Origin of the sequence: uncultured Microbacterium sp., assembly GCF_947488465.1 — a bacterium.
Classification (GTDB): domain Bacteria; phylum Actinomycetota; class Actinomycetes; order Actinomycetales; family Microbacteriaceae; genus Microbacterium.
Window position 1 is genome coordinate 553858 of sequence record NZ_CANKZA010000001.1, and the last position, 24229, is coordinate 578086.

Here is a 24229-nt window from a genome sequence, read left to right on the forward strand (position 1 = left end):
ACCCTCCCGGTCTCGGACACGCTCTGAGGGGCGCGAAGCCCCATCGGTGGACAGATGCGCCAGGCGGGCCGCGGGGGAGGAGACGATGCGCCTTCCGCGGCCGGCACCGGATTCGGAGAATGTCACCAGAATCGGATGCCGGAGCGTGCTCCGCGCCGAATCTGCGGCATCCATCCGAATCCGGTGCACGCGCGGATCCGAATCCGGTGCACGCGCGGATCCGAATCCGGTGCACGCGCGGAGCCGAATCCGCTGCGCCACGGCCGGTAGCGTGGAGAGCATGTCTGAGGAGCTTCCCGAGGTCGCGCGCATCGCGCAAGACCTGATCCGTTTCGACACCACCAACTACGGCGAGGGGCGCGCGAACGGTGAACGGGAGGCGGCCGAGTACGTCGGCGCCTACCTCGAAGCGCTCGACCTTGAGCCGGTGTATTACGAGCCGATACTCCGGCGCACGAATGTGATGGCACGGATCCCCGGGCGCGATCCGAGCAAACCCGCACTCGTGCTGCACGGGCACCTCGACGTGGTTCCCGCGGTCGCCGACGACTGGAGTGTCGACCCGTTCGCCGGGGTCGTCCGCGATGGGATGCTGTGGGGCCGCGGTGCGGTCGACATGAAGGACATGAACGCGATGATCCTCACCTCCCTCGCGGAGATCCTTCGTGCCGACGAGCAACCGGCCCGCGACATCATCGTCGTCTTCTTCGCGGATGAGGAAAACGGTGGTGTCGAAGGGTCCCAACTCGTGGTGCGCGACCGGCCCGAGTGGTTCGCGGGCGCCACGGAGGCCATCAGTGAAGTCGGCGGTTATTCGATTCCGGTCGGTGATCAGCGCGCGTACTTACTGCAAGTCGGGGAGAAGGCTCTCGTCTGGCTACGGCTCCGAGCACAGGGGATCGCCGGGCACGGGAGCCGCTTCCATCCCGACAACGCCGTCACTCGACTCGCCGAAGCCGTGGCCACGCTCGGGCGTACCGCATGGCCGATCGAGCTGACCGAGACCACCCGGCAGACGATCGACGGCCTCGCTGCCCTCTGCGGAGGGGACCCCGCGCACCCGGACGACGTCGCGGACCGCACCGGACCGGCATCCGGGTTCCTCCGATCGACGCTCCGCACGACGACCAACCCGACCGGCCTCGAGGCCGGCTACAAGCACAACGTGATCCCGGATGCCGCCGTCGCCGCGATCGATGTGCGCACGCTCCCGGGCCAGGAGGACGCTGTCCTCGCTGAGATCCAGCGGATCGTCGGGGACGACATCGAGATCGACATCGCGCACCGCGATATCGGGCTGGAAGTACCGTTCTCCGGCGCGCTCGTCGAGGCGATGGTGGCCGCGCTGGATCGACACGATCCCGGCATTCCCGTCGTGCCCTACCTGATGGGCGGCGGAACGGACAACAAGGCCCTGGCTGAGCTCGGCATCGCCGGATACGGGTTCGCGCCGTTGCGCCTTCCCGCGGAGCTCGATTTCACCGGTATGTTCCACGGTGTGGATGAGCGCGTCCCGATCGATGCGCTCGTATTCGGGCAGCGCGTGCTCACCGATCTGCTCCGCACGTACTGATCCCCAGCGAAAGGCCGTCATGCACCTCATCGAGGCGATCATCCTGGGACTTCTGCAGGGGCTGACCGAGTTCCTGCCGATCTCATCGAGCGCGCATCTGCGCATCGCCGGCGAGTTGCTGCCGTCGGCGCAAGACCCGGGCGCGACCTTCACCGCGATCACCCAGATCGGCACCGAGCTTGCGGTGCTGGTGTATTTCTGGGGGCGGATCATGCGGATCATCGCGCAATGGGCGCGGTCGCTGACCGGTTCGGTCCCGCGCAACGATCCGGATGCGCGCATGGGCTGGATCGTCATCCTCGGCACGATCCCGATCGGTGTGCTCGGTTTCCTCTTCCAAGACGTGATCCGCGACACCTTCCGTAACCTGTGGCTCGTCGCGATCGTGCTGATCGTGTTCGGTCTGCTCCTCGGAGCGGCCGATGCACTCGGCCGTCGCACGCGCAACGAGCAAGACCTGACGTATCCGCACGGTGTGGCGCTCGGCTTCGCGCAGGCACTCGCTCTGATCCCGGGGGTCTCCCGCTCCGGGGCGACCACGACGATGGGCTTGGCGCTCGGCTACACGCGTCCGGCGGCCGCGGAGGTGGCGTTCCTTCTCGCGGTTCCCGCGGTGTTCGGAAGTGGCTTGTACGAACTGCTGCAGGCGTTCCAGGAGCCTGGCGCACAGGTGTTCAGTCTGTTCGAGACCGCCGTGGCCACGGTCGTCGCGTTCGGTGTCGGCCTCGCGGTGATCGCGTTCCTGATGCAGTACCTCAAGCGCGGCAGCTTCTTGCCGTTCGTGATCTACCGACTCGTGCTCGGCGTTGTGCTCATCATCCTGCTGAGCGTCGGCGCGCTCCAGGCCTACTGACGCGGCGGGAAATCCCGGCCGGGTTTGCCCGGTCCGTCGCCGTCACGGCGGAGGTACCGCTCGAACTCTTGTGCAATGGCATCCCCTGACGCTTCGGGGGAGTCCCAGGCGTCACGGGTCTGCTCGAGTTGGTGGATGTACTCGGTCATCTCTTCGTCGTCGGCGGCAGCAGCGTCGATCGAGGCTTCCCACGCGACGGCCGCGGCCGGCAGATCATCACGCGGGAACTCCGCGCCGGTGATCTCGGCCAGGCGATCCAGAAGCGCGAGCGTGGCCTTGGGCGACGGGCTATGCCCCGCGACATAGTGCGGAATCGACGCCCACAGTGCTGCCGACGGGATGCCGGCCTGCTCGGCAGCCAGCGTCAACACGCTCAGGATCCCGACCGGACCCTCATACGTGGGTCGTTCGAGATGGAGTGCGCTCCGGAGCTGCTCGTTCTCGCTGCCGGAGAAAATCGAGATCGGGCGAGTGTGCGGGACATCGGACATCATCGACCCGAGGGCGACGATCCCGGTGATGTCTTCAGCCAAAGCTGCGTCGATGAACTCAGCGGCGAAGGCCTGCCAGGCGCGCGCGGGCTCGACACCGGTGAGCACCCACAGACGCGTCCCATCGGATTCGCCCGTCGGACGCCAGAGGGTCGCTTCAGGCCACGAGAGGGTGCGCGACCCGTCGGTCTCGAGAGCGATCTGCGGCCGGGTGTACTGGTAGTCGAAGTAGAGCTCGGGATCGACCGACAGCACCGCGGTGTAGTCGGCACCCTCGCGCAGACGCGCGACCGCCGACGAGGCCGCTTCGCCGGCATCGTTCCACCCGTCGAACGCGATCACGAGAACCCGCTGCCCCAGTCTGTCCACCGTGCTCCTCACCCTCTGCGAATCGATCCCCCCACGATACGCCGAGTGCCTCACACCAGCTCGGAACACACGGGCGTGCAGCGGTCATCGGTAGCATAGACCGATGACTTCTTCGCTCCCCGCTGCCGTTCTCTGGGACATGGACGGGACGCTGGTCGACACCGAGGTGTACTGGATGAGCGCGGAAACCGCGCTGGTCGAGAGCTTCGGCGGCACGTGGACGCACGAGCAGGCCCTGACCCTCGTGGGCAAGGGATTGGAGTCCTCTGGCGCCATCCTTCAAGGTGCCGGGGTCCGGATGAGCGTCCCCGAGATCGTCCAGCATCTGACCGACCAGGTCATGCGCCAGCTCGCTGAGCGTGGCAACCCGCTCCGGCCCGGCGCCGCGGAGTTGCTGGCCGAGCTCCGTGCGGCCGGAGTCCGAACCGCGCTCGTGACGATGTCGCTGCGGCCGATGGCGGAACTCGTCGTCTCGCGCCTTGCGCCCGACTCGTTCGAGGTCATCATCTCCGGCGACGACGCCACGCGCCCGAAGCCGTACCCGGATCCCTATCTGCAAGCGTGCGCGTCGCTCGGTGTCGCCCCGGCGGACACCGTCGCGATCGAAGATTCGCCGACCGGGGTGACCGCTGCCGTCGCTGCCGGCATCCCGACGATCGGCGTGCCTCTCATGGTGTCGCTCGTCGGCACCGGCGCGACGATCTGGCCGACGCTCGAGGGGCGCACCGTGCACGATATCGCCGGCATCCACGCTGGCTCGACCACTCACCTCGACGGAGATCGCTCATGAACATCGACCTACGCCCCAGTGGCCCGTTCCGGCTGGGAGATCGCGTGCAGCTCACCGGCCCCAAGGGCCGTCTCAACACGATCACGCTCCGCGAAGGCGGCGAACTGCACACGCACCACGGAGTGCTGAAGCATGAAGCACTGCTCGGGCAGCCCGATGGTTCGGTGCACACGAACAGTGGTGGCCATGAATACCTCGCATTGCGGCCTCTCCTGCGGGACTTCGTCATGTCGATGCCGCGCGGCGCGGCGATCGTCTACCCGAAGGATGCCGCGCAGATCCTCGCGTCGGCCGATATTTTCCCGGGCGCGACCGTTGTGGAGGCGGGGGTCGGATCGGGCGCGCTGTCGCTCTGGTTGCTTCGCGCCATCGGTGGGTCGGGTCGTCTGATCTCGTTCGAGCGGCGTGCGGAATTCGCCTCGGTCGCGCAAGCGAACGTCGAGACCTTCCTCGGGCACGAGCCGGAGACCTGGCGGATCGCGGTCGGTGACCTTGCCGAGGCCCTCCCCACCGAGGTCGAACCGGGATCTGTGGATCGGGTGGTCCTCGACATGCTGGCACCGTGGGAGTGCATCGATGTCGTCGCCGACGCCCTCACACCGGGCGGAGTTGTGTTGTGCTACATCGCGACGGCGACACAGCTCAGCCGCGTCGCCGAGTATGTGCGCGGCACCGGCTTGTTCACCGAGCCGGAAGCCACCGAGACGATGATCCGTGGCTGGCACGTCGAAGGTCTGGCCGTGCGCCCGGACCATCGGATGGTCGGGCACACCGGGTTCCTCCTGACCGCCCGTCGCCTGGCGCCCGGCGCGATCCCTCCGGATGTCCGCAAGCGTGCGCTCAAGAAGCCGACCTACTCGGACGTCGACGTCGAGGCCTGGACTCCGGGAGCGGTCGGCGATCGTCAGATCACGGACAAGAACCTCCGCAAGCGGGTGCGCGACGCGAAACGCGCGGTGGACGGTGCGCGTATCGCCGCGGCCGGGGACGGCCCGAGCGACGACGTAGACTGATCCGGTGCTCCGGATCCCTGCTGCCCTGGCCGTCGTCGGCTTGACCGCTCTGACCCTCGTCGGCTGCTCTGCCGCATCGCCCGCGGCGTCGTGCGAGCGCCCGATGAACGATTCGTCGGTCCTCGGTTTGCTCGACGTGTCCGGTGAGACCGGCAGCCCCGCCGTGCAGGTGAACTCGCCCGTCTACGTCGACCAGACCGTCTTCACCGATGCGACCGTGGGCGAGGGCACCACCGTCACGTCCGAGTTGCAGGACGTCGTCTTCACCGTCGCGATCGCCAACGGCGCAACCGGCGAATCGATCTTGACGTCGGGCACCCAGGTCATGCCGCTGTCGCAGTGGAAGGCCGACTACGCGGGTTTCGCGACCATGATGATGTGCGCCACCGAAGGCTCACGCATTGTCGGGGCGATCCCGGCATCCGACCTTTCGGAGGCGGCCGCGTCGAACCTCGGTATCGCCGAAGACGCCACTGCCGTCGTCGTGATGGACCTGCAGAAGGTGTACCTGGCGGCTGCCGACGGCGCGCCCCAGTACAACGACCGCCGAGGGATGCCCTCGGTCGTCCTCGCGCCGAACGGCGCCCCCGGGATTATCGTTCCCGACACCGCACCTCCCGCCGATCTCGCCGTAGAGGTGCTCAAGAAGGGCGACGGGCCCGCGGTCACGGGCGATGACGCGATCCGCATCCACTACACGGGCGTCACGTGGGCCGGCCGTGAGGTCTTCGATTCGACGTGGGACAAGGGCGCATCGACCGCAGTCACGCTGGACGGCGTCGTCGAGGGATTCGCCGAGGCGCTGGAAGGGCAGACCGTCGGCTCCCAGATTCTCGCCGTGATTCCGCCCGAGCTCGGCTACGGCGATCAGGCGTCGGGCGCGATCCCGGCCGGGTCGACTCTCGTGTTCGTCATCGACATTCTCGGCATCGACGCGCCTGCGACGCGCTGATGCCCCGGGGAGCCGGCTCGGCGCCCGCCGCCTAGGATGGTCGGGTGGCCAAGGAATCGACGCGCACCGCTCCTGAAGAGCGCTTGGTCAACCTGGTGGTAGCTCTGATGGCCACCGAGCAGGGATTGACGAAGGACACCATTCTCTCGTCGGTGGCGGGCTACCGGGAGCAGCACGAGACGGGCGCCTCCAAGGACGCGCTCGAGAAGATGTTCGAGCGGGACAAGGAGAACATCCGGGGGCTGGGCATTCCCGTCGAGACCATCGGCGACTACGCCGACCCCGATGATCTCCGTGAGGCGCGGTACCGGATCCCTACGGCCGAGTACGAACTCCCCGCCGACATCGAGTTCACCTCCGCCGAGATCGCGGTGTTGAACCTCGCTGGCGGCGTGTGGAGCGAAAGCTCGATGTCAGCCGATGCCCGCGCCGGACTCCGCAAGATCCGAGCGCTCGGCAACGACGTCGACGCCCCGATCATCGGTTACTCGCCGCGCATCAACCTGCGTGCACCGTCGTTCGCCCCGCTCCAGCGCGCGATCGAACAGGGGCGTGTCGTCGAGTTCTCGTATCTGAAGGCGGGGGAGGATGCCGCGACCCTCCGCAGGATTCAGCCGCTCGCCCTGCTCGAATACGAGGCACGGTGGCACGTGTATGGGATCGATCTCGCGCACGACCAGCCGCGCACGTTCCTCCTCTCGCGGATCGTCTCGGACGTGCAGATCACCCGGACGCCTTTCGACATCGCATTGCGCGAGAACGCGGGGGAGCGCGCACTGGCGGGCTTGGTGGACCTCGCCGGCCGCCAGCTCGCCCTGGTGGAGGTCGAACCTGGAACGGAAGCGGCACTGCGGCTGAGCCGTCGTGCCCAACCGGCTGAGCAGGGCATTCGCGTGCCCTATGTCGACATCCACATCTTCGCCGACGAGCTCGCCTCCTACGGTCCGGAAGTTCGTGTCGTCGAGCCCCCCGCGCTTCGCGAAGAAGTGATCCACCGGCTTGAACGGGCGCTCGCGCTCCACACCGATGCGGGGGAGAACGCATGACGACGCGACCGTTGGTGGCCACCGATCGCGCCGCCCTGATCCTGCAGCTCGTGCCGTATTTGATCGGGAAGGGTGAGGTATCCCTCGTCGAAGCGGCCGATGCCTTCGACGTCACGCCCGACCAGATGCGCGCGATGGTCGAGAAGCTCACCGTGATCGGGCTGCCCGGCGAGAGTGGCTTCTGGCAGATGGCCAACGATCTCTTCGACATCGATTGGGATCTGCTGGACGAAAGAGACCTCATCGTCATCACGAACTCGGTCGGGCTCGAGCGCACACCGCGGCTCACGGCGCGCGAGGCGGCGGCGCTGCTGGCCGGGCTGCACCTCGCTGCCACACTCCCCGGCGTCGGGGACAGCGGGATCGTCCAGGGTTTGCTCGCCAAGCTCGCGCGCGGCGCCTCCAGCGCACCGGCCGAGCTCATCGTGGCGCCGGATGCCGTCGACGACCTGCGCATTGCCGTCGCAGCCGCCCTGCGTGATCGAGTCGCGCTCTCGTTCACGTACAAGGCGCCCGATGCCCCGGCGACCATACGCACGGTGGACCCCGTGAAGGTGCACATCGCGAGCGGCCAGTGGTATCTGCAGGGATGGTGCCATCTGCGCGGCGCGATGCGTACTTTCCATCTCGACCGGGTCAGCGAGGTCCGGCCGACGAACATCCCGATCACGCACGACGGAGAGGCTGTGCCCGACCTCTTCGAACCCGGTGACGCGGACGTCGCGGTCGACGTGCGGTATCGCAGGTCGGTTGCCCCCCTCTTGGCCGACTACGTCGCCATCGATCCGATCACGATCGAGGGTGACCTCGCGACGGCGCGCGTGCGTGTGGGCGACGCCCGCAGTCTCAAGCGCACGGCGACACGGCTCGGCGGTGATCTGGAGATCACCGCTCCCGAGTCGGCACGGCAGTCCGCGGCTGCCTGGGCTGACGCAGGGCTCGCCCAGTACCGCTGATCCCGGTCACAAGCGCGACAGGTAGAGTGGTCATCAGCTTCGACCGCTCACTTTCGAAAAGAGGATGCCATGGGCAACCTGTTCGCCGGTCCGCACCTGTGGATTCTGCTGATCGTCATCCTGCTGTTGTTCGGGGCGGCCAAACTCCCCGCACTCGCCAAGAGCATGGGCCAGTCGGCCCGGATCTTCAAGGGCGAGATCAAGGCGATGAAGGACGATGACGCCCCGGCCGATGCTCCCGTCGCCGGCACCGCGCCGTCGGTCTCCGCGGAGGCGGTGCCTCCGGTGATCCCGCCGGTCGGAACGGGCACGACGCCCGAAACCAAGCCCTAGCGGCTCGTGGCTACGGCCGAACATCCTCGCACGACCACGGACGCGCGAGGAGATAGCCCGCGCAATGACAAGCGGATGTCCCTCGGTGGGCATCTGGTGGAGCTGCGTCGTCGATTCGTGATCGGTGCGCTCGCACTGGTCGTGGCGATGGTCGTTGCCTTCTTTTTGACCGACTGGATCATCTGGGCGATGACGGAGCCGATCCGGATCGTCGCGGTGCAACGCGGCGAAGACCCCGATGCGATCGTCCGCTTGATGTATTCGACGATCACCGGGCCGTTCGACATGCGTCTGCGAATTGCGTTCGTCGTCGGCATCATCCTCTCTGCCCCCGTGTGGCTCTGGCAGATCTGGGCATTTCTCATGCCCGGGCTCACCCGCAAAGAGATCACATACACGATCGGATTCGTCGCCGCGGCGGTCCCGCTGTTCTTCGCGGGTTGCTTCACAGGCTGGTGGGTCATGCCCCACATCGTCGAGATCATGGCGACGTTCTCCGCCGAGGGCGCAGCCAACCTCTACGAGGCGAAGTACTACTACGACTTCGTCTTCAAACTCGTGATCGTCGTCGGTATCTCGTTTGTTCTCCCCGTGTTCCTGGTCGCACTCAACCTCGCCGGAGTGATGAGCGGCAGAGCGATTCTGAAGGGCTGGCGCGTGGCGATTCTCGTCACCGTCGTCTTCTCCGGCCTCGCAACTCCCGCCGCCGACATCGTGAGCATGCTGTTGCTCGCCGGCATCCTGACACTTCTCTTCTTCGCCGCCGCCGGGCTGTCGATGCTGTTCGACCGGCGCAAAGCCAAGCGCACCGCGGCCGAACTCGGAAACGCCCCGTGAGCGACCCCGCCGCCCGCTTCGCGCGGGCCGAGGCGAATCGCGCACATCCCCTCACGACGGCGTTCGCCGACGCTCAGCGGTTCGACCTCGATCCGTTTCAGATCGCGGGCTGTCATGCCCTCGAAGACGATCGCAGCGTTCTCGTGGCAGCGCCAACCGGCGCGGGCAAGACGATCGTCGGAGAGTTCGCCATCCACCTGGCAATGCTCCAGCCCGGAGACAAGGCGTTCTACACGACGCCGATGAAGGCCCTGTCGAACCAGAAGTTCCGCGAGTTGCAGGCTGTCTACGGCGAAACCGAGGTGGGCCTACTCACCGGCGACACGAACATCAACGGCAATGCGCGCGTGGTCGTGATGACCACCGAGGTCCTCCGCAACATGCTCTATGCCGACTCACCGGCCCTGCGCGGTTTGCGCTTCGTCGTGATGGATGAAGTGCACTATCTCGCCGACCGCTTTCGCGGGGCGGTGTGGGAAGAGGTCATCATCCATCTGCCCCCGCACGTGCGCCTCGTGTCGCTGTCGGCGACCGTGTCGAACGCGGAGGAGTTCGGGGATTGGCTCGACACGGTGCGCGGCGACACCGACGTCATCGTGTCGGAGACTCGCCCCGTGCCGCTCGAGCAGCACGTGCTCGTGCGTGGCGACTTGCTGCCCTTGTTCGATGACCGCTCCGGAATCGCCACCGCGCAGGTCAACCAGGAACTCATGCGCATCCGCTCGCCGCACGGGGCCAACCAGGACAACAACCGCCGCGGGCAGCAGTTCCGGTCTGCGGGCGGGTACCAGTCGACGCAGCGGCGTCCGCACAAGGGCGGCAGCCGACCGGTGCGGCCCTCGAATATTCAGCGGATCGAACGCATCGATCGGCCGCAGGTGGTCGAGCTGCTCGGTCGCGCGAGTCTGCTACCGGCGATCTTCTTCGTCTTCAGCCGTGTGGGCTGCGACGCCGCCGTCCAGCAGGTGCGCCGTTCGGGTGTGCGACTGACCAGCCGCGAGGAGCGCGACGAGATTCGCCAGATCGTCGACGCGCGCACCCGCGCCCTCCCGGAGGAGGATCTTGCCGTCCTCGGGTACTGGGAGTGGCGCGAAAACCTCGAGCGGGGGGTCGCGGCCCACCATGCGGGCCTGTTGCCGGCGTTCAAGGAAATCGTGGAGGAGCTCTTCCAGCGGAAGCTCGTCAAGGCGGTCTTCGCGACCGAGACGCTCGCGCTCGGCATCAACATGCCGGCGCGCACCGTCGTGCTCGAAAAGCTCGAAAAGTTCAACGGCGAAGCGCGCGTGGCCATCACGTCGGGGGAGTACACCCAGCTGACCGGGCGCGCCGGTCGCCGCGGCATCGACGTGGAGGGGCACGCCGTCATCCAATGGACGGAGGCACTCGACCCGCAGGCGGTCGCCGCCCTCGCGTCGCGGCGCACGTATCCGCTGAACTCCAGCTTCCGGCCGACATACAACATGGCCGTGAACCTCATCGACCAGTTCGGCAGGCCGCGCGCTCGCGAGATCCTCGAGTCGTCCTTCGCGCAGTTCCAGGCCGACCGCGCGGTCGTGGGTCTGGCACGCCAGGTGAAGGATGCCGAGGATTCGCTCGCCGGATATCAGAAGGCGATGACGTGCGACCGCGGCGACTACGCCGAGTACGCGCGCATGCGACGGGAGCTCACCGATCTCGAGCGCAAGGGCGACAGATCCGCGCCACCCGCGGCCCGCAAGCAGCGGCAAGAGCAGATCGAATCGCTCCGGCGCCGCCTCCAGCGGCATCCCTGTCAGACGTGCCCCGACCGGGAGAAGCACGCGCGGTGGGCCGAGCGTTTCTGGAAGCTGCGGCGACAGACCGACAAGCTGCGCCAGCAGATCGATACCCGCACCGGCACCGTCGCGCGGATCTTCGATCGTGTTGTCGACGTTCTGACCGCGCTGGATTATGTCGCCGTAGACTCCGCCGGTGCGACCAGTCTGACCCCGGCCGGCGCGACGATGAAGCGCATCTACGGTGAGCGCGACCTTCTCGTCGCCGAGGCGTTGCGGACAGGTATCTGGGCCGAGCTCGACACGGCGGGTATGGCCGCACTCGCGTGCTGCCTCGTGTACGAACCGCGGCGCGATGAAGCCGGTCCTGGGGAGCATGGACTTCCGCGCGGACCGTTCCGGGCGGCGCTGAACGCGACGCAGGAGCTGTGGGCGCGCCTGGACGACCTCGAACAGGATCATCACTTGCCCGGATCGAATCCGGTGGCCACAGGCCTTGCCACCGCCATGCATTCGTGGGCGCGCGGCGGCACCCTCGATCGGGTGCTCGACGAGGCAGATCTCGCCGCCGGAGACTTCGTCCGTTGGACGAAGCAGACGATCGATCTGCTCGATCAGCTCTCGATCGTCGCCGAACCTCCGGTGGCGACGACGGCGCGCAAGGCCCTCGACGCCGTGCGTCGCGGGATCGTCGCCTACGCGTCGGTCTGACCTCCGCGCGCGATTAGGCTCAGAGGGTGCCCGATCGCCCACGACCACTGCTGCCGCTGTGGGCGGCATCGCTCGTTGCCGTCGCCGCTGGCCTGATCTTCACCCTCGCATTCCCGGCGCTCGCCTGGTGGCCGGTGGTGTTCGTTGCCGTGCCCCTTGCGCTCCTGAGCCTCATCGGGCGTCGAGCGTGGAGTGCGGCGCTCGTCGGCTTCCTGTTCGGCGCCGCGCTCTTCTTCGTAAACCTCTCGTTCACGGCTCGGTTCCTCGGACCGATCCCCTGGATCGCACTGTCTGTCTTGCAAGCCGTGTTGACCGCCGCGGCCGCGGTTCCGCTCGCCCTCGCCTACCGATGGATGCCGCGCCTCGCCCCCGGCGCGTGGGGACGCTTGGTCGCGCTTCCTGCCCTCGTCGCGGGACTCTGGGTCGCGCGGGAGGAGCTTCTCGGCACCTTTCCCTACGGCGGGTTTCCCTGGGCCCGTGTGGCGGTGACGCAGGCGAGCTCGCCGCTGGCCGACGTCACCTCGTGGGTGGGCATGAGCGGGCTGTCGTTCCTGATCGTGTTCGTCTGCGCGGCACTCATCGAATACGTCCGACGCGGTGCGTTCACCGACATCCGCACAGCGCTCTCGTACGCGCTCCCCGCGATCCTGCTGTTCTCGCTCCCGCAGTTCCCCACGACAGATGCGGGAACGATCCGAGTCGGTGCGGTGCAGGGCAACGGCCCGGCCGGGTACTTCGACGAACGTGAAGCCTACGACGTCTTCCGCGCCCAGCTGGCCGCCACCGAGCCGATCGAGGATGAGGATGTCGACGTCCTCCTCTGGCCCGAGGGAGGCGTCGATGCCGATCCGACGAACAACGAGTCGGTCGCGCGCACGCTCGACGCTCTTTCGGAACGGATCGACGCGCCGCTGCTGATCGGCGCCGTGACCGCGCGCGATGAGAAGTACTTCAACTCGTCGATGCTGTGGGAGGCAGGAGCCGACAATCCCGTCAGCACGTATGACAAGCGGCATCCGGTCCCGTTCGGCGAGTATGTGCCGAACCGCGACTTCTTCATGTTGCTGGCTCCCGATTTGATCGGATTGATCCAGCGCGAGTTCACGCCGGGAACCACCGCGCCTTTCGTCGATGTCGACGGCGTCGGAGTGGGGCTCGCCATCTGCTTCGACGTCATCTACGACGACGTCATCCGGGAAGGCGCGCACGCCGGCGCCGAGGTCTTCATGTTCCAGACCAACAATGCCGACTTCCGCGGCACCGATGAGAACCTGCAGCAACTCGCGTTCGCGCGGATACGCGCGATCGAGACCGGGCGTGCGGTTGTGAACCTCTCGACCGTGGGGACGAGTCAGGTGATCGCTCCCGACGGCTCGACGATGGATGCTCTTGCCGCCGATACGCCCGGCGCAATGGTCACCGACGTGCCCTTGCGAACCGGCCTCACCCCCGCGGTCCTCGCGGGGGAGGCGATCCAGAGCTTCCTCGGCTGGGGGAGTGCCGGTGTGCTCGCGGCGGTCGGGGCTCTCCTGTGGCATCGCACGCGCACGCCGAAGACGCCGGTGTCCCGCCCCGGAAGGCGGGAAACCGGCGTCGACTCAGTGGAGTGATCTCAGGCGCTCAGGCGCGACGTGTCAGCGCCGCGGCGCTCACGCAGAAGGGCGAGACGCTCTTCCAGGAGTTCTTCCAACTCGGGGATGCTGCGTCGCTCCAGCAGCATGTCCCAGTGGGTACGTGCGACCTTGTCGCCGGAGTGGTCGATCTCGACCACGCTGTCGCCGACGCGGCGCACAGCCTCGGCGCCACAGGTGCGGCACTCCCACGCTTCGGGGAGTTCGGCGTCGGCCGCGAAGGTCATGACGGTTTCGCGCTTGCACTGCGTGCAAACGTAGGTGTGATTGGCGCGCTCATGAAACACGACGCCTTCCTCGCTCTGTAGGCTGGAAGCGCCGAGTCGGATGCCGCGCAGGCTGCGATCTGCCATTGTGTGGTCCTCTCGTCGTTGTCAGGTATAACGAACTCACCTGTGCGCATCATCCGAACGAACCATCCTGAGCCTGCTTTCACAGGGGATCCCCAGCCCCGAAGACGGTGCGCGTGAATGCGTCTCAGGCGCGTCCTGCGACCGTTCGAACCGCCACCTCGGCGCGGTCGGTGACCAGCCCGTCGACACCCAGATCGAGCAATCTCGTCATGTCCGCCGGATCGTTGACCGTCCAGACGTGGACCTCGACCCCGGCTGCGTGAGCGGCATCCAGCAGGCGCCGTGTGACGATCCGCATCCGGCCGTGACGTTCCGGGACCTGCAGGGCGTCGATTCCCACCAGCGCACGTCGGACAAGAGCCGACGAACCGGTCGTGACCGCCGCGAGTGTGCGCGCGATGCTCGTTCTGCCCGCCGACGTTGCGGGCTCGCCGCCGCGCGTGCGAGCGGCGGCGAGGGCCCGCCGCCGTCGGTCGTCGGAGAAGCTCGTCAGGAGGACCCGATCGGCGTGCGGCGCGACGATCCGTCCGACGCGCTCCGCGGCGGCTGCCACTTTCACATCGAGGTTGAACCGCAGGGTGGGAAAGGCCGCCATCGCGTCGGCCACCGTCAGCAGCCCTCCGCGACGGGCCATGAGCCGGTGCAACTCATCGTGGGTCACCGCAGCGACCGGTCGTGGGTCGTTGGCAACACGACGCAGGTCATCGTCGTGGAAGAGGACGACCACCCCATCGGACGTCACCTGGCAATCCGACTCGACGTAGCGCGCGCCAGTCCCGTGCGCGGCGGCGACCGCGGCGATCGAGTTCTCCACGATGCCCTCGGCATCCGGCGGCACGAAGCCGCGATGAGCCAGCACCCGCGGGGCTGCCGATGCGGCGAACCACGGATGTGTCACGACGAGGGAAGAGGCCCGCCGGGCAGCGTCTGGGCGGCAGAGGTGATCTTCTCCGCCTCGGATGCTGCTGCCTCCGCCGCTGCCGATGCTTCCGCTGCAGCGTCGCTCACACCCTCGGTGTCGTCACGGCGCGGGCGGGGAGACGGATCGGTGGCACGACCGCCGAAGGCGTTGCCGATTCCCTGCAATGCTTCGGTCAGCTCACTGGGGATGATCCACAACTTGCTCGAGGAGCTCTCCGCGATCTTCGGCAGAGTCTGGAGGTACTGGTACGCCAGGAGTTTCTCATCGGGCTGCCCGCGATGGATCGCATCGAAGACCATCTTGATCGCCTCCGATTCGCCCTGTGCGCGCAGGACGGCGGCTTGCTTCTCGCCCTCTGCGCGGAGAATGTCTGCCTGCCGGCGGCCCTCCGCCTCGAGGATCTGGGACTGCTTGGATCCTTCGGCGGTGAGGATCACCGCGCGGCGGTCTCGCTCGGCTCGCATCTGCTTCTCCATCGAGTCCTGGATGGAGTGTGGCGGGTCGATCGCCTTCAGCTCGACACGCGAGACTCGGATGCCCCATTTTCCGGTCGCCTCATCCAGCACGACCCGAAGCTGTCCGTTGATCTCGTCGCGACTCGTGAGCGCTTCCTCGAGGTTGAGACCACCGACGACATTGCGCAGTGTGGTGGTGGTCAACTGCTCGACAGCGCCGAGATAGTTCGCGATCTCGTAGGTCGCGGCGCGCGCATCCGTCACCTGGAAGTAGACGACGGTATCGATGGAGACGACCAGGTTGTCTTCCGTGATCACCGGCTGCGGAGGGAAGGAGACGACCGTCTCGCGCATATCCACGAGGGGGCGGAGTCGATCGATGAACGGCACCAGCAAGTTGAGACCGGGGGAGAGGGTCCGTTGGTAGCGGCCCAGCCGTTCGACCACTCCGGTATAAGCCTGCGGGATGATTCGCACCGACCGGAAGATCACGACGATCACGAAGATCGCGATGACGACGAGCAGGACGATGATGAAGATCTGTCCGGCGAAAGCTCCGATGTCGATCATTCGTCGACACTCCTTTCGGTGCGAGCGGCTTCCGGTGCGACCTCGACGGTCGCACCGCGGACCGCGGTGACCGTCGTGCGCGTGCCCACGGGCAGCTCGGTTTCACTGTCGGCAACGTGAGCGGTCCACTGCTCGCCATTGTCGAGACGAACCGATCCTTGGCCATTGACGAACGGGGCGACCACGCGGGCGCCCATGCCGTAGAGGGCATCGACGTTCGTGGGGTGGAGCACGCTCGATCGGTGGAGTACCCGCAGCAGCAACGGTCGGATGGTGAACAACAGCAGCGCGGAGACGATCGCGGCAGCCAGCACCTGCAACCACCAGGGCCCGCCCAGCAGGTTCACACCGAGGCCCCCGATCGCGGTCCCTGCCGCAAGCATGAGAAACGTGAACTCGAGGGTCAACAGCTCGATGATCACGAAAAGCAGGGCCAGGACGAGCCAGGCGATCCAGAGGTACTGCGAGAGGTCGGGCAGCATCCGTGCGCTCCCATCTTCGGTCTTGTTCGAACCCTAACACTCGGACGGTCGGATGCCGTGGGCCCCGCCCGGCGCGGCTAGGGGGGCGATTGGTAGTGTCGAAGAGATCTGGCGAGACCGCCGGTATCCCTTCACCGTCATCGCAGGAGCGTCCCTATGTCCCAGCCCATCCCCGCCGGAACCCTCAGCGGTCGGACGGCCCTCGTCACCGGGTCGTCGCGTGGAATTGGAGCGGATACCGCTCGCTACCTCGCTGAAGCCGGGGCGAACGTCGTCATCAACTACCGCAACAAGGCACCGCGCGCGCAGAAGTTGGCCACCGAATTGGGCGAGCTGGGCGTCGAGACGCTCGTCGTCGGAGCCGACCTCACCGACGAAGGATCGGTCGCGGCGATGATGGCCGCGATCGGAGAGACATTCGGCACCCTCGACATCCTCGTGCTGAATGCGTCCGGCGGCATGGAATCGGGAATGGGGGAGGACTACGCGCTGGTGCTCAACCGCGACGCTCAGCTCGGCGTCCTCTCGGCCGCTCTCCCGTGGATGCACGACGGTTCCCGTGTTGTGTTCGTCACGAGCCACCAGGCGCACTTCATCCGCACCACTCCCACGATGCCCGAGTACGAGGCTGTCGCTCTGTCTAAGCGCGCGGGTGAGGATGCTCTTCGCGCACGCATCCCTGAGCTCGCCGAGCGCGGCATCGAGTTCGTCGTCGTCTCCGGAGACATGATCGAAGGGACGATCACCGCGACCCTCCTCGAGCGGGCCAACCCTGGCGCGCTCGCGTCGCGGCGCGAGTCGGCCGGCAAGCTCTACAACGTCTCCGAGTTCGCCGCTGAGATCGCGTTGGCCGTCGTCGAGCCGATTGCGGCCGACAACACGCGGCTCGTCGGCGACGTGGGCTCCTTCGGCGGCGAGTGATCGCATGCACAACGCCCCGGGGATTAATCCCCGGGGCGTTGTGCGTGGTGCGGCTTACTTCTTGCCGAACGAGAACGCCCGGAAGATCTGGATGATGCCCAGCACGATCGCCGAGATGCCCAGCAGCCACCACAGCACGACCGCGCCCCACAGGGGCGAGAAGAGCAGGGTGATACCGGCGATCAGCGAGACGATCGCGAAGAAGATCGTCCAGCCCTTCGAGGGTGCGTTGCCGAGGGTCGAGAGCGAGACGACGCCCTCGATGATCCACATGATGCCGACCAGGATGCCCAGGAAGGCCGCGAGCCAGACCGTCGTCGCACCAAGGTTCATGAACGCGATGATGCCGGCGATGATGAACAGCACGCCGAGCGCGATGTGACCGATGCGTGACCAGCCGCCCTTGCCGGCGGAGAAGAAGCCGAGCCCGGCGTAGACCAGGCCGGCGACGATGGCATAGATCGCGATGATCGCGGCGACGACCATGGCGGTCTTCCCGGGCCAGACGAGGATCAAGATGCCGAGGATGACCGACAGCACGCCACCGAGGCCGAGCGCCGTGCGGATTCCGTTTGTTGCCGACTTTTCGAGTGAGGTTTGAGTAGTCATCGGTGTCCCTTTCTGGGAGAGTCCTGTGAAGGATGACACCTCACCATAGCGCCGGACGGGGATTGCGCACCGCATCGACGCGTGACCGATGGGGGAGTGAGTCACCCCAGCAGCACGGTGATGAGGAGCAGGATCGGAACGCATCCGACCGTGGTGAGAAAGACGGTGTCACGGGCAATCGTCTCGCCCACGTCGAACCGTTGCGCGTAGTTGAACACGTTCTGCGCGGTCGGGAGTGCCGCGAGAACCGTGACGATGAGGACGTCCTGCGCGCTGAGGTGGAAGACGAAGACGGCAACGGCCCATGCGATCACCGGCATGACGATGAGCTTGAGCGCGGACGCGAGGAGGATGTCGCGTCGGCGTCCGGAGGCACCCAGCACTCGTTGGCCGTGCAGCGAGATGCCGTAACTGATGAGCAGGATCGGCACGCACGCGTCGGCGATGAGCTGCGCGGGATCGAGCACCATCGGCGGCAGCCGGGCACCGGAGACCGACACCAGCACCCCGAGCACGGAGCCGATGACGATCGGGTTCGTGAACGTCCGACGGATGATCGGGAACGCACGCCGCTGTCCGTTCGACGTCGCCTCGAAGATCGCCATCGTGATCGGAGTGAAGACGAGCAGCTGCAGCAGGATCACCGGTGCCGGAAAGGCCGCGCTGCCGAGCAGGTACAGAGAGAGCGGAATTCCGATGTTGTTGGAGTTGACTTGACCGGCCGACAGCGTGCCGACGAGGGTTTCGCCGACGTTTCGACGCCAGACGAAGCGGGCGATCACCGCGTGGATGACGAAGATGACCACCGCGGCGATCGCCGACACCGGCAGGAGCGCGGAGAACAGAGTGCGCACGTCCGCCTGGGCCAGCACAACAAAGAGCAGGAACGGTGACAGGACGAAAAAGGTGAGCCGACTGAGGACATGGCGGGCATGAGGGCCCAGGAGGTCGATGCGCCCGAGGACCCAGCCGAGGGTGATCGCCATGCCCACGACGACGAAGCCGGTGAGCGTGTCGAACATTCTTCGAGACTATGCGCTCACGCGTCGTCGCTGGGATGCTGGTTACCCCGTGGCAGTAGGGTGACCGGCATCCCCCTTGACACAGGACGACGCATGCATCGAGAAACCGCGCCCCCCGCCTCCCGCGTGGCGGAGGTTTTCCGCGTGTTCCTGGGGCTCGGACTCACCTCGTTCGGGGGCCCGATCGCGCACCTGGGCTACTTCCGTACCGCGTTCGTCGAACGCCGCGGGTGGATGACCGACCGCGAATACGCGGACCTGGTCGCTCTGTCGCAATTCCTGCCCGGACCGGCCTCGAGTCAAGTGGGATTCGGCGTCGGGTTACTCCGCGCCGGCGGTTGGGGCGCGATCGCGGCCTTCGTGGCCTTCACGCTGCCCTCGGCCGTGCTGATGGTCGCGGTCGCTTTCGGCGCAACCTTGCTGGCGGGGCCGATCGGCGCCGGACTCGTGGCGGGCCTGAAAGTCGTCGCGGTCGCCGTCGTTGCGCAGGCCGTGTGGGGGATGGCTCGCACCCTGACACCCGACGCGCGCAGAGCGGGTATCGCTGCGGCAGCGCTCGTGTGTGCGGCGCTCGTCTCAGGATCGCTCGGGCAGATCCTGGCCATCGTCGTGGGGGTCATCGGCGGGCTCATTCTGTGCCGGGGCGCGACGCCGCAATCCGGCGACCTCCTGCGCGTTGCGGTGTCGCACCGCGTCGGGGTCGCAAGCCTGATCCTTTTGGCTCTGATTCTGATCGGCGGACCGATCCTCGTGCTGGCGACCGGCAACGGGGGAGTTGCGCTCTTCGACATCTTCGTGCGGGCGGGGGCGCTCGTCTTCGGTGGCGGCCATGTGGTCTTGCCACTCCTGCAGGCGGGACTCGTCGAACCCGGGTGGATGACGGATGCCGACTTCTTGGCGGGATATGCCGCTGCGCAGGCCCTGCCCGGACCGCTGTTCAGTGTCGCCGGCTATCTCGGGGCGATCGCCGACATCGGGCCCGGCGGCGTAGCGGGCGGGACGATCGCACTCATCGGCATCTTCTTGCCCGGTTTTCTCCTGCTCCTCGGCGTCCTGCCGTTCTGGAACTCGTTCCGCCGGCACGCATGGGCTCACGCCGCGATGCGCGGCGCGAATGCCGCCGTCGTGGGAATCCTGGCGGCCGCGCTGTACTCGCCGGTCTTCACCTCGGCGATCACCGGCGTCGCAGAGTTCTGCCTCGCCGCTGTGTGCTTCGTGCTCCTCGTGGCGTTCCGATTCCCACCCTGGGTCGTCGTCATTGCCGGCGCCACCGGTGGCGTCCTGGTCGCGCTCCTCTGAGATCGGCACAATCCGGGTTCGCCGATAATAGATCTTATGTCAACTCGGGCGGATTTCGCCGGTTTTTTGCCGCGACTTTGCACTCCCCGTCAGGGGCCGCTGAGTCAGGCTCCTTTGATTCCGGGGCAGCGCCTCCGCTCGCCCGCGTACATCAGTGACATGGACCTCAACAACGCCGAACGCGAGCGTAACCGCCGCAACAATGGTGAGTTCGGCGCGCGTGACCACACCGCACCCGAGGCTGAGCTCGTCACCGCACCGCCACGTGTTTCTGCCGCTGAAAGACGTCGCGCTGCACGCCGTGAGCGCGCCGGCGATGGGCCGTTCGCCGAAGCCATCTACGACATCGACGGTGCCCCTGTCACCATACCCACCCGTGCGGCCGGCCGCACGATCGTCGGCGCCTCTGCGATCCAGGGGGTGATGGACGGTCCGATGGACGGTTACCGGGTTGTCGTGTACGCCGATGGCACCACCGGTCAGGTCCCCGAATCAGAGCTTGAGCGCGACCTGCCCCCGCTCCCCGGACCGCGTGACGAGAACGTTGCGGTGGTCCAGACGAAAGCGACCCAGCTGCAGCCGGGCGACATCGTCGTCGGCATCAGCGATGATGGGCCCACGTACCGGCAGGTTCTCACCAGCTGCGACCACATCGCGATCAACGACGGTTTCCGCAGGCGGGTCGACGTCGTCTTCGCCGACTCCCCCGACGCGTTCGCCACGTACCAGAACGTTGACGTGGAGATTGTCGAGCGCTGACTCAGGCTCCGCGCGAAGCTCACGCAGTGGGACGGTTAGGCCGGTCGATATGCTCGGCTCACACCCCTGAACCAGCAAAGAGGCGCTTCATGACCCGCACAATCGCAACAGCCGTTTTGCCCGTGGCTCTCATCACGATGCTCGCCCTCAGCGGGTGCGCGGGAGGAAGCGACCCAGCGCCGACAACTCCCCCTCCTGCCGCAGAGGTATCGACACCCGCCGAGTCGAGTACCCCCACCGAGGCTGAGACCCCCACCGCACCGGTGTCGGACATTGAGGCATCTGTGGCGGCCTTCACCGCGGCACTCGACGAGCTCGGCATCGAGCACAGTGAACCGGTCCGAGCAGAAGTCGGCTTGTCAGGAGCGAAAGCGCGCTTCGATATCACCGTCAACGGATACGACGCTGGAATCAACGTCTTCCCCGACGAGGAGACGCTTAGCACCTGGGGTGAGGCCAGCGACTCGTTCGGAGGAATCTACGTGTCGTACGGGAACGCGGTCCTGACACTGAACTCAAGTGAAGGCATCGCCAACTCTGCAGAGATCGCACCGCAGATCGCAGCCGCGGTCGGCGGAGAAGCGCACGGCGTTTAGACGCAGGCGATGACGCTGCGGCGGGTTAGAACTCCACGAGCCAGGACAGTGACACCTGCATCGGGTCTTCGACGATCGCTTCGTGGTTGCGGAGACCGGAGACGAGTTCCGGGAGCGCGTTCGTCGAGTTGAACGCCTTGCCGTTCTCATCGGCGAGAGGCCGACGGTACCCGTAGCCGATGTTGCCCTTCGGGCGGTACTCGTACCCCATCGCTGTCTCGGTCAGGAACATGAACGTCGACGCCGACCGTCCGCCTCCCCACAGGCCCGCACTGTACCGGAGGGACTTCGAGGCGCTCCTGCTGAGGTAGACGCCGTCGCCGAACATCCTGCCAGCGATATGGATGGACGTCCCACGGGTAGGAGGGACATACAGTCCCTTCTGCAGAATGGACAGGACGTTCGCCGCTCCCGTGCCGTGCCACAGCTTCTGAACGTTGCGGACCCGCGCGCGAGCCGCGTCAACCTCCGCGCCGTGGCGGCGGTCCTCGAGGCGGTAGACGTACTTCGGTGCGTAGGTGCTGACATCCCGGTGAACGCTTTGCTTCGTGGTGTGGAAGCGGCCGACGACCATCTCGTACTCGTCCGTCCCCTCTTCGAGGCGGTGAACCCGGTAGCGGAAGAAGTCCTCGTCAACGGAGGTATCCCCCGTCTCCGCGGCAACTGCTGCCCGGCGAGCGGCATCCGCGTACGATGCAGAGGATTCGAGAGCGTCAAGAAGCTCCTGTTGCTGCTCGAGGGAGGTGCTACGGGTCAGCCACCCCGCAGCCCATCCCCTCCCCTCGGAGACGGGGATGGCGTGCGGGACAAGCCGCAGGTACTGCTCGGTCAGCGGCGCGCGCCCGGGCCCTTCCGGCTCCCTTGCGATACGGGCAAGGAGCACCCGTGCGTCGGCGACCGCGGTCGGTGTGATGACGCCCAGCGCGGTGCGGGCCTGGCCGGACGTGTCGACGGAGATCATTCCACCGGTGGATGCCATCAGATTGTGCTTGTTCGCCGCGACAAGACGGTCTACGAGGGTAGTGACGACCTTGTCGGTGCTGCCGCCGGCGAGAGATGCGGCAGCGGTGTCGCGGAGCTGTGTCTGGGTGGCGGCTGCGGAGTTGGTGCCCGTAGTGTCGGCAACCTGGACGCGGGTGTAGCCCTTCTTCGTCTTGTCGGCGAAGATCTTGTCGAACCGGCTCCTGCCGCCCTGCTCAACCTGGGTCTGACCGGTGAGCCCAGCGCCGTCTCGAACGCGGCCCCACAGCTTGTGCACGGAACCGTCCGCGTGAAGCCGGAGACGGTAGAACTTGTTGCTGTTCGCGCCCGATTCCACGTAGACGAGGAGGGCTTCATCCACGACATTCGACATAACTCTTCTATGCGCAGCCGGCCTGTGTTTGTGCGACAGAAATGGGGTGTCAGCGGCAGTAACCGCACGGTGTTTCCCGCACGGGCTAAATCGAGATTCGGCTCCACGCCGCGCATGGAGGAGATGCGCGATCCCATTCGGCAGCGCAGAAGGAGCACCCATGTCCCTCGCCTATGTCCACGAGCGCCTCGACGAGATGTGCGCACGCGTGCAGCGTGAGGCCAATTCGCACGCGGACCGCATCATCTTGTCGATGGATGAGTATGCCGAAATATCTCTGAGCGAGCAGGGCGCCTTCTACCGTCGTCACGGGGAGTGGGGCCCGGCCCAGCACCCCTACTCCCGGTGGGAGATGAGCCGGATCGTCTTCCCCCGCATGATGGCGGACCTCGACGCCCTCGGCACGTCGCGTAATCATGCCGACCCCTGCGGTGGCTAGGATTCACATACGCGACCGCGCATACAGATGAGAGGCCGGTTGGCCGAACCCCTACCTGTTTGGAGCTCGACCTTGAAAAAACTGACCCTCGCGACTGTCGCGGTCGCCGCTGTCCTGGCCCTCGCCGGCTGCTCGTCAGGCGCGCCGGACGCCGCCCCGACCGAGACCAAGGCCGCGGCCGAAGCCACGGAGGCATCCACCCCGACCGCTGAGCCGACCGTCGATGCTGCACCGGTCGTGGACCCGCCCGCATGCTGGACCTACCCGCTCCCCGATGTTCCCATCAACGCTGTCACCGACCAGTCCGGCAGTGAGGTGCCCACCTGCACTGTCATCACTCACAACAGTCAGCCGGTCGCTGAGGGTGACGCGTGGATCGACGCCCTCGTCGCTCAGGGATGGACCGCCGGTGAGCAGTTCGTGAACGGGACAGACATCAAGCGCATCGCCGTCGACCCGAACGCCACGATCGACGCGACCACAGGTGGTGTTACCGCATCTGGCGACTTCCAGATGGCTACCTACACCATCATCAAGGGCACGGGCGATCAGATGTCGTGGGCCCTGTTCGACGTGTCCAAGACTTCCCTCGGCAACGGGTAACTGGCGTTGCAGAAGAGGAGTGCTGGTAGACATTTTTGTGCTCGTCTCAGTGAGGAGCGCCGGGGTTGGGCTCGCCGAACACCCTGCGGCCAGTCTCATGTCACAGAAGAGGATGCGGGCCACTCATGAGGGCACGCCGTTCTTTGCTGGAAGGTCGGCCATTATGAACACCGGCCTCACAAGATTTACGATCGGGAAACCCACAGTCGCTATGCTCTGGAAAGTCGCATTTCGAACTGAGGCCTTTGGCCGCCACTGGGGAGTTGGATTCAATGCGTTTGTTTGCTGGGGTTCGCGTAGGCGTGACGATGTTCGCCGCTGCATTGCTTGTCGGGGGCGTCTCTCTCATGTCGCCTACGCCGGCAGCCGCTGCCGAGACGGGGGAGTGCGTACCAGTTGCGGTACTAACTTTCCGTGGGTCGGGAGAGAAGAACGTCAAGGAGGATGCGACGACACACGCCGGCTCCAGGCAGACATACGGGTCCGGTGCTCTCGTCACAAATGGTTGGGAGGGGAACACCCTCAGGAAGTTGTTG

25 protein-coding genes are annotated in these 24229 nt (G+C 66.5%); 17 read left to right on the plus strand and 8 right to left on the minus strand.

Translation table 11 applies throughout. The features are described 5' to 3' along the window. Positions 1-280: 280 nt before the first annotated feature. Both Q0653_RS02715 and Q0653_RS02720 read left to right on the plus strand, forming a co-directional pair. Positions 281-1573 carry a M20/M25/M40 family metallo-hydrolase gene (locus Q0653_RS02715; RefSeq protein ID WP_298942387.1) on the plus strand — a complete coding sequence of 431 codons (1293 nt, stop codon included), beginning with the start codon at positions 281-283 and terminating at the stop codon, positions 1571-1573. A 19-nt stretch (positions 1574-1592) separates the two neighbouring features. Next, positions 1593-2426 carry an undecaprenyl-diphosphate phosphatase gene (locus tag Q0653_RS02720; protein ID WP_298942389.1) on the plus strand — a complete coding sequence of 278 codons (834 nt, stop codon included), beginning with the start codon at positions 1593-1595 and terminating at the stop codon, positions 2424-2426. Here the strand turns inward: Q0653_RS02720 and Q0653_RS02725 are convergent. Next, complete coding sequence (locus tag Q0653_RS02725; protein ID WP_298942391.1) at positions 2420-3286, minus strand: PAC2 family protein; 867 nt, start codon at positions 3284-3286, stop codon at positions 2420-2422. The genes Q0653_RS02720 and Q0653_RS02725 overlap by 7 nt on opposite strands. 103 nt (positions 3287-3389) lie before the next feature. On the opposite strand from Q0653_RS02725, the gene Q0653_RS02730 reads away from it, so the two are divergent. From Q0653_RS02730 to lnt, 9 genes are all read left to right on the plus strand, one after another. Beyond that, positions 3390-4076, plus strand: a complete 687-nt coding sequence (locus Q0653_RS02730; protein ID WP_298942393.1) for an HAD family phosphatase — start codon at positions 3390-3392, stop codon at positions 4074-4076. Beyond that, entirely contained in the window at positions 4073-5089 is a 1017-nt protein-coding gene (locus tag Q0653_RS02735; protein WP_298942395.1) for a tRNA (adenine-N1)-methyltransferase, read from the plus strand. The genes Q0653_RS02730 and Q0653_RS02735 overlap by 4 nt, the downstream gene beginning before the upstream one ends. Positions 5090-5093: 4 nt before the next feature. After that, complete coding sequence (locus Q0653_RS02740) at positions 5094-6041, plus strand: FKBP-type peptidyl-prolyl cis-trans isomerase (protein WP_298942397.1); 948 nt, start codon at positions 5094-5096, stop codon at positions 6039-6041. 44 nt (positions 6042-6085) lie between these two features. Further along, a complete protein-coding gene (locus Q0653_RS02745; protein ID WP_298942399.1) occupies positions 6086-7087 on the plus strand; it encodes a WYL domain-containing protein in 1002 nt (333 codons plus the stop codon). After that, complete coding sequence (locus tag Q0653_RS02750; protein ID WP_298742444.1) at positions 7084-8043, plus strand: WYL domain-containing protein; 960 nt, start codon at positions 7084-7086, stop codon at positions 8041-8043. Before Q0653_RS02745 ends, Q0653_RS02750 begins: the two co-directional genes overlap by 4 nt. A gap of 69 nt (positions 8044-8112) precedes the next feature. Beyond that, positions 8113-8376, plus strand: coding sequence for a twin-arginine translocase TatA/TatE family subunit (locus tag Q0653_RS02755; RefSeq protein ID WP_298742443.1), 264 nt, complete (start codon positions 8113-8115; stop codon positions 8374-8376). A 75-nt stretch (positions 8377-8451) separates the two neighbouring features. Further along, positions 8452-9213 (plus strand): twin-arginine translocase subunit TatC, encoded by a 762-nt coding sequence (gene tatC / locus Q0653_RS02760; protein WP_298942402.1) that lies wholly within the window; start codon positions 8452-8454, stop codon positions 9211-9213. Then, positions 9210-11678 (plus strand): DEAD/DEAH box helicase, encoded by a 2469-nt coding sequence (locus tag Q0653_RS02765; protein ID WP_298942403.1) that lies wholly within the window; start codon positions 9210-9212, stop codon positions 11676-11678. The genes tatC and Q0653_RS02765 overlap by 4 nt, the downstream gene beginning before the upstream one ends. A 26-nt stretch (positions 11679-11704) precedes the next feature. After that, a complete protein-coding gene (gene lnt / locus Q0653_RS02770; protein ID WP_298742440.1) occupies positions 11705-13288 on the plus strand; it encodes an apolipoprotein N-acyltransferase in 1584 nt (527 codons plus the stop codon). Positions 13289-13290: 2 nt separating this feature from the next. Here lnt and Q0653_RS02775 read toward each other — a convergent pair whose 3' ends face one another. The 4 genes from Q0653_RS02775 to Q0653_RS02790 all read right to left on the minus strand — a co-directional run bounded on the left by Q0653_RS02775 (position 13291) and on the right by Q0653_RS02790 (position 16091). Then, positions 13291-13662 (minus strand): RNA polymerase-binding protein RbpA, encoded by a 372-nt coding sequence (locus Q0653_RS02775; RefSeq protein ID WP_298742439.1) that lies wholly within the window; start codon positions 13660-13662, stop codon positions 13291-13293. Between the two features lie 124 nt (positions 13663-13786). Then, positions 13787-14560 carry a glycerophosphodiester phosphodiesterase family protein gene (locus tag Q0653_RS02780; RefSeq protein WP_298942404.1) on the minus strand — a complete coding sequence of 258 codons (774 nt, stop codon included), beginning with the start codon at positions 14558-14560 and terminating at the stop codon, positions 13787-13789. Continuing rightward, positions 14557-15609, minus strand: coding sequence for an SPFH domain-containing protein (locus Q0653_RS02785; RefSeq protein WP_298742437.1), 1053 nt, complete (start codon positions 15607-15609; stop codon positions 14557-14559). Before Q0653_RS02785 ends, Q0653_RS02780 begins: the two co-directional genes overlap by 4 nt. Then, positions 15606-16091 carry an NfeD family protein gene (locus tag Q0653_RS02790; RefSeq protein ID WP_298742436.1) on the minus strand — a complete coding sequence of 162 codons (486 nt, stop codon included), beginning with the start codon at positions 16089-16091 and terminating at the stop codon, positions 15606-15608. The genes Q0653_RS02785 and Q0653_RS02790 overlap by 4 nt, the downstream gene beginning before the upstream one ends. A gap of 156 nt (positions 16092-16247) precedes the next feature. Here Q0653_RS02790 and Q0653_RS02795 point away from each other — a divergent pair, with 156 nt between their 5' ends. Continuing rightward, entirely contained in the window at positions 16248-17012 is a 765-nt protein-coding gene (locus tag Q0653_RS02795) for an SDR family oxidoreductase (RefSeq protein ID WP_298942407.1), read from the plus strand. Positions 17013-17066: 54 nt separating this feature from the next. On the opposite strand, the gene Q0653_RS02800 is transcribed toward Q0653_RS02795, so the two are convergent. Next, positions 17067-17621: a DUF308 domain-containing protein gene (locus Q0653_RS02800; protein WP_298942408.1), complete on the minus strand. Its 555-nt coding sequence runs from the start codon at positions 17619-17621 to the stop codon at positions 17067-17069. A gap of 101 nt (positions 17622-17722) precedes the next feature. Next, a complete protein-coding gene (locus Q0653_RS02805; RefSeq protein WP_298942409.1) occupies positions 17723-18643 on the minus strand; it encodes an AEC family transporter in 921 nt (306 codons plus the stop codon). Positions 18644-18736: 93 nt separating this feature from the next. On the opposite strand from Q0653_RS02805, the gene chrA reads away from it, so the two are divergent. The 3 genes from chrA (at position 18737) to Q0653_RS02820 (ending at position 21297) form a co-directional block, all read left to right on the plus strand. Next, positions 18737-19942 carry a chromate efflux transporter gene (chrA, locus tag Q0653_RS02810; RefSeq protein ID WP_298942410.1) on the plus strand — a complete coding sequence of 402 codons (1206 nt, stop codon included), beginning with the start codon at positions 18737-18739 and terminating at the stop codon, positions 19940-19942. A 159-nt stretch (positions 19943-20101) separates the two neighbouring features. Further along, positions 20102-20701 carry a hypothetical protein gene (locus Q0653_RS02815; RefSeq protein WP_298942411.1) on the plus strand — a complete coding sequence of 200 codons (600 nt, stop codon included), beginning with the start codon at positions 20102-20104 and terminating at the stop codon, positions 20699-20701. An 89-nt stretch (positions 20702-20790) separates the two neighbouring features. Continuing rightward, positions 20791-21297: a hypothetical protein gene (locus Q0653_RS02820; protein WP_298942412.1), complete on the plus strand. Its 507-nt coding sequence runs from the start codon at positions 20791-20793 to the stop codon at positions 21295-21297. Between the two features lie 25 nt (positions 21298-21322). On the opposite strand, the gene Q0653_RS02825 is transcribed toward Q0653_RS02820, so the two are convergent. Further along, positions 21323-22651, minus strand: a complete 1329-nt coding sequence (locus Q0653_RS02825; protein WP_298942413.1) for a WGR domain-containing protein — start codon at positions 22649-22651, stop codon at positions 21323-21325. Positions 22652-22811: 160 nt separating this feature from the next. Here Q0653_RS02825 and Q0653_RS02830 point away from each other — a divergent pair, with 160 nt between their 5' ends. After that, positions 22812-23090: a hypothetical protein gene (locus tag Q0653_RS02830; RefSeq protein ID WP_298942414.1), complete on the plus strand. Its 279-nt coding sequence runs from the start codon at positions 22812-22814 to the stop codon at positions 23088-23090. A gap of 72 nt (positions 23091-23162) precedes the next feature. Then, complete coding sequence (locus Q0653_RS02835; protein WP_298942415.1) at positions 23163-23693, plus strand: hypothetical protein; 531 nt, start codon at positions 23163-23165, stop codon at positions 23691-23693. Positions 23694-24229: the final 536 nt, after the last annotated feature.